Annotated in this window: 4 protein-coding genes and 1 pseudogene; all 5 read right to left on the minus strand. The window is 73.6% G+C overall.

The genetic code is table 11. The features are described 5' to 3' along the window. Positions 1 to 1,372 (minus strand): helicase-related protein (locus ACLEQD_RS38785; protein ID WP_410390912.1); only part of this gene is annotated, 1,372 nt, incomplete at its 3' end. Between the two features lie 45 nt (positions 1,373 to 1,417). Then, positions 1,418 to 2,536: a hypothetical protein gene (locus ACLEQD_RS38790; RefSeq protein WP_410390913.1), complete on the minus strand. Its 1,119-nt coding sequence runs from the start codon at positions 2,534 to 2,536 to the stop codon at positions 1,418 to 1,420. 42 nt (positions 2,537 to 2,578) lie between these two features. Continuing rightward, positions 2,579 to 3,247 (minus strand): HAD family hydrolase, encoded by a 669-nt coding sequence (locus ACLEQD_RS38795; protein WP_410390914.1) that lies wholly within the window; start codon positions 3,245 to 3,247, stop codon positions 2,579 to 2,581. After that, a complete protein-coding gene (locus ACLEQD_RS38800) occupies positions 3,133 to 3,624 on the minus strand; it encodes a HEAT repeat domain-containing protein (RefSeq protein WP_410390916.1) in 492 nt (163 codons plus the stop codon). The genes ACLEQD_RS38795 and ACLEQD_RS38800 overlap by 115 nt, the downstream gene beginning before the upstream one ends. Further along, positions 3,624 to 3,829 (minus strand): annotated as a pseudogene (locus ACLEQD_RS38805) (HEAT repeat domain-containing protein); the annotation flags it as partial. The gene ACLEQD_RS38800 and the pseudogene ACLEQD_RS38805, both read right to left, overlap by 1 nt.

The following is a 3,829-nucleotide window of genomic DNA, read 5'->3' on the forward strand; positions in this document are numbered from 1 at the left end:
CGCGGGCCTCGCGGCGGATGTCCCGCTCGCCCATGAGGGCCGCGAGCACGGCGGCGTCCGCGCCCACGCCCCGGCGCTCGCCTTCAACGATGACGCGGGCCTGGCGCGGGTGGACGGGGAAGCGCAGGAGCCGCTGGCCCACGTTCGTCACCTGGCCCTTCGCGTCCACCGCGCCCAGCCGGCGCAGCAGCGTCTCCGCGGCCTCCAGGGCGGGAGCGGGGGGCGGCTCGAAGAACGGGAACGCCGTCAGGTCCTTCACGCCCGAGGCACGCAGGGCGAGCACCGTCTCCGCCAGGTCGGTGCGGCGGATCTCCGGCGCCTCCTGATCAGGCCGCCCGTCGAAGTCGTGCTGGGTGTAGAGGCGCACGCAGTGCCCGGCCCGGGTGCGGCCCGCGCGGCCGGCGCGCTGGATGGCGGAGGCACGGCTCACCTTGCCCAGCTTGAGCTGCGGCAGTCCGGACCACGGCGAGTGGGACGCCACGCGCGCCAGCCCGCTGTCGATGACGACCGCGACGCCGTCGATGGTGACCGACGTCTCCGCGACGTTGGTCGACAGGATGATCTTCCGGCGCGAGCTGCGGCGCACGGCGCGGTCCTGTTCCGCGGGCGAGAGGTCGCCGTGGAGCGGGAGGACGTCCGCGTCGTGGCGCTCGGCGAACTCCGCGCAGGTGTCTCGCGCGCGGCGGATCTCCCCGGCGCCGGGAAGGAACACGAGCACGTCGCCGTCGACGCCCTGGGTGAACAGGCGCTTGAGCGCGGAGAGCACCTGCTGATCCAGGTGCCGCTCATCCGGGGCGGACAGGTATTCGACGCTGACGTCGAAGCGGCGGCCCTCGGAGCGCAGGGACGGGGCGCCGCCCAGGTACGCGCGGACGGGCTCGGCCTCCAGCGTCGCGGACATCACCACGAGCTTGAGGTCGGGGCGGGCTGTCTCCTGCAACCGCCGCAGGAGCGCGAGCGAGATGTCCGCGGACAGGTGCCGCTCATGGAACTCGTCGAGCACGACGATGCCCACGTCGCGCAGGGTGGGGTCGGTGAGCAGGCGGCGCCCGAGCACGCCCTCGGTGACGAAGGACATGCGCGTCTTGGGACCGCGGACGTCCTCGAAGCGGACCTGGTAGCCGACGGTCTCGCCCACGCGCTCGCCAATCTCCTCGGACACGCGCTGCGCGGCGAGCCGGGTGGGCAGTCGCCGGGGCTGGAGGACGACGATCTCCTTGCCCGCGCCCAGCCCTGCCTCCAGCAGCGCGCGGGGAACGCGGGTCGTCTTGCCCGCGCCAGGAGGCGCCTCCAGCACGAGCGACAGCGAGCTCCGGAGCGTGGAGACGATGTCGGGCAGGAGGGGATCGATGGGAAGGGCGACGTCCGCCATGTCCGGGTTCCTCTTCACGGCGGGGGACTCACCGCGCGTCGGGTCTCAAGGCGTGCCAGCCTCGGACGGGTCGGTCTTCTTGCGACGCTTGGGGCGCACGGCCTCCGGAGCACCGGAAGCCGAGGACTCCGAAGGAGCCTCCGCCTGCGCTGGCTCGGGAGCCGGAGCCCCGTTCTTCGGAGGCCGGCCCCGTCGAGGACGCGCCACGGCGGGAGGCTCCGAGGCGACGGGTTCCGGTGCAGCGGGGGCCTCCTCGGCTCCACGGTCCGAAGCCTCGACGCCACCCGCCTCCTGCTCGGCGGCCTCCTCCACGGGCTCCTGGGCCTCGACGTCAGCGGGAGCCGCCTCCATCGCGTCGTCCCCGGAGGGCTCCGCACCCTCGGCACCGTCGAACGCCTCCTCCTGGCCTGAGTCGCCTTCCTCTCCGAAGAGGTCCGAGGCGCCTTCCTCGGCGGAGAGCGCCAGCGACTTGCCCGCGCGCTTCCGGGGCTTGAGGGTGAGGCCCGCGGCTTCGAAGACCCCCGGCACGGGAACCAGCGCGGCCTCCGCGAGCAGGCGCCCCTGCCGCAGCGCCACGTCCAGGCGCCGCCCCAGCGCCACCAGCGCCTCGCGCAGGGCGGCCTCCTGCTCCGGGGGCAGCGGGGTGGGGGACAGGCTCGCGTTCCACGCGGCGAACGTCGCGGCGACCTGATCCACGACGGGGCGGACCATCGCGAAGTCATCGCGGGAGAAGATGCGGGTGACGTACGCGCTCTTGAGCCGCCGCTCGTACGACATGGCGTACTCGTTGACCAGCTCCACGGGCGCCCGGCGCAGCTGCGGGAACTTGAGGTGCGGGAAGAGGGCCTCGATGACGGGCGCGCGGCTGCTGGCGGTGAAGGTGATGCCGGCGTGCAGCTTCTCCAGCGCATCCACCCAGCGGCCCTGCTGATCGAACGAGAACTCCTCGCGGGCCTCGTCGAGCTCGGGCAAGTCCTTCACCTGCTCCAGCAGGCCGCCCGCCGGCTCGCGGGCCTCGCGCAGGCGCTCCAGCGCGGAGGCCAGCCACTGCTTCTCGGCCTCCAGCCCCGGCCTGCCGACGACCATCTCCTCCGCCGTGGCGAGTCGGGCCTCGAAGGCTTCGGCGAAGCGGATCAGCTCATAGGATTCGAGCGTGGACGACATGCGTGAACGACTCCTCGGAGGGGCGGCGGAGATACCACACCTTCACCGTCCGACGAGCAGGGCCTCCATGGCCGCGGGGGCGGAGAAATCCGCGAAGGCCCACTCGGCGCCAGCGTCGAGCAGCGCCTGGGGCGTGAAGTTGCCCGTGCCCACGCCAATCGTCTCCGCGCCAATGCCCTTGGCGGCCGCGACGTCCTTGGGCGTGTCGCCGATGATCACCACCCGGCACGCCTCCAGGGGCTGGCCCAGCCGCGCCGCTCCGGCCTGCGCGCCGTGACGGATGAGGGCCACGCGGTCCTCGAAGTCGCAGCCGAAGCCGCCGAAGGCGAACTGGTCGTGGATGTTCACGCGGTCCAGCTTCACCTTGGCGCCCGCGCGCACGTTGCCGGTGCCCAGGCCCACCGCGAAGCCCGACCGCGAGCGCGCCTCCAGCACCGCCTCGCGCATGCCCGGGTGCAGCCGGTACTCGCGCGCATCGACCTTGGGGACTTCCAGGCCCAGCTGGGCGACGTACGCGTCGATGACCGCGCTGATGGCGTCCTCGGTGTCGGGCTGGCCGATGATGCCCAGCGCCTTGCGGACGATGGCCCGGTCCGTCATGCCGGACATGCTGAAGCCGTCGCACGCGTCGCGCCGCCGGTGGAGCTGCTCGAAGGCCAGGCCCATGGCGCGGCGACCGGCGCCGCCGGTGGTGACGAGGGTGCCATCGATGTCGAAAAGAAGGACGGTGGGGCGCATGGCCTCCCATCTAACGGAAGGCCCCGCCCGACGCGAGCCCCGAGCACTCCACCAGGGCGGCCGTCCCCGCCATGCCCGGCGCCCGGCTCAGGGCTCCGCCAGGGTGAGCCCCTGCTGGAGTGCTTCACGCACCCGGGGGACGTCCTCCAGGGGAGCCGCTCCTCCAGCACCTCGCGCACCTGCTGACCGCCCAGCCGTCCGAGCGCCTGGGCCACGGCCTCGCGGATCCGCAGGTCGTGGTCCTCCAGCCGGGCCTGCAGCGTCTTCACGGCCTCGAACCCCAGGCGCTGGCCCAGCGCGGCGGCGGCCTGCGAGCGGACATCCGAAGGGCGGTGTGGATCCTCCAGCATCACCTGGAGCGTCTGCCCGCCTGGGGCGCCTCCACGCGCGCCAGCGCCGTCACGGCCCGCATCCGCTGCGCATCCGGGACGCTCATGTCCTCCGCCAGCGCCGCGAGCACGGGCACGATCTCCGGCCCCAGCCTGCGCCACGCCGCGTCCGGCGCCACGTTCGGTTGCGCGAGCAACCCCAGGGCCTCCGTGCGCAGCGGCCCGG

Source organism: Corallococcus sp. 4LFB, from assembly GCF_046520365.1.
GTDB classification, from domain to species: Bacteria; Myxococcota; Myxococcia; order Myxococcales; family Myxococcaceae; genus Corallococcus; species Corallococcus caeni.

Bases quoted from the DNA above. Each gene is read 5' to 3' on its own strand.
- ACLEQD_RS38800 (WP_410390916.1), bottom strand. From the start codon at position 3,624: ATGCTGGAGGATCCACACCGCCCTTCGGATGTCCGCTCGCAGGCCGCC.
- ACLEQD_RS38790 (WP_410390913.1), bottom strand. From the start codon at position 2,536: ATGTCGTCCACGCTCGAATCCTATGAGCTGATCCGCTTCGCCGAAGCC.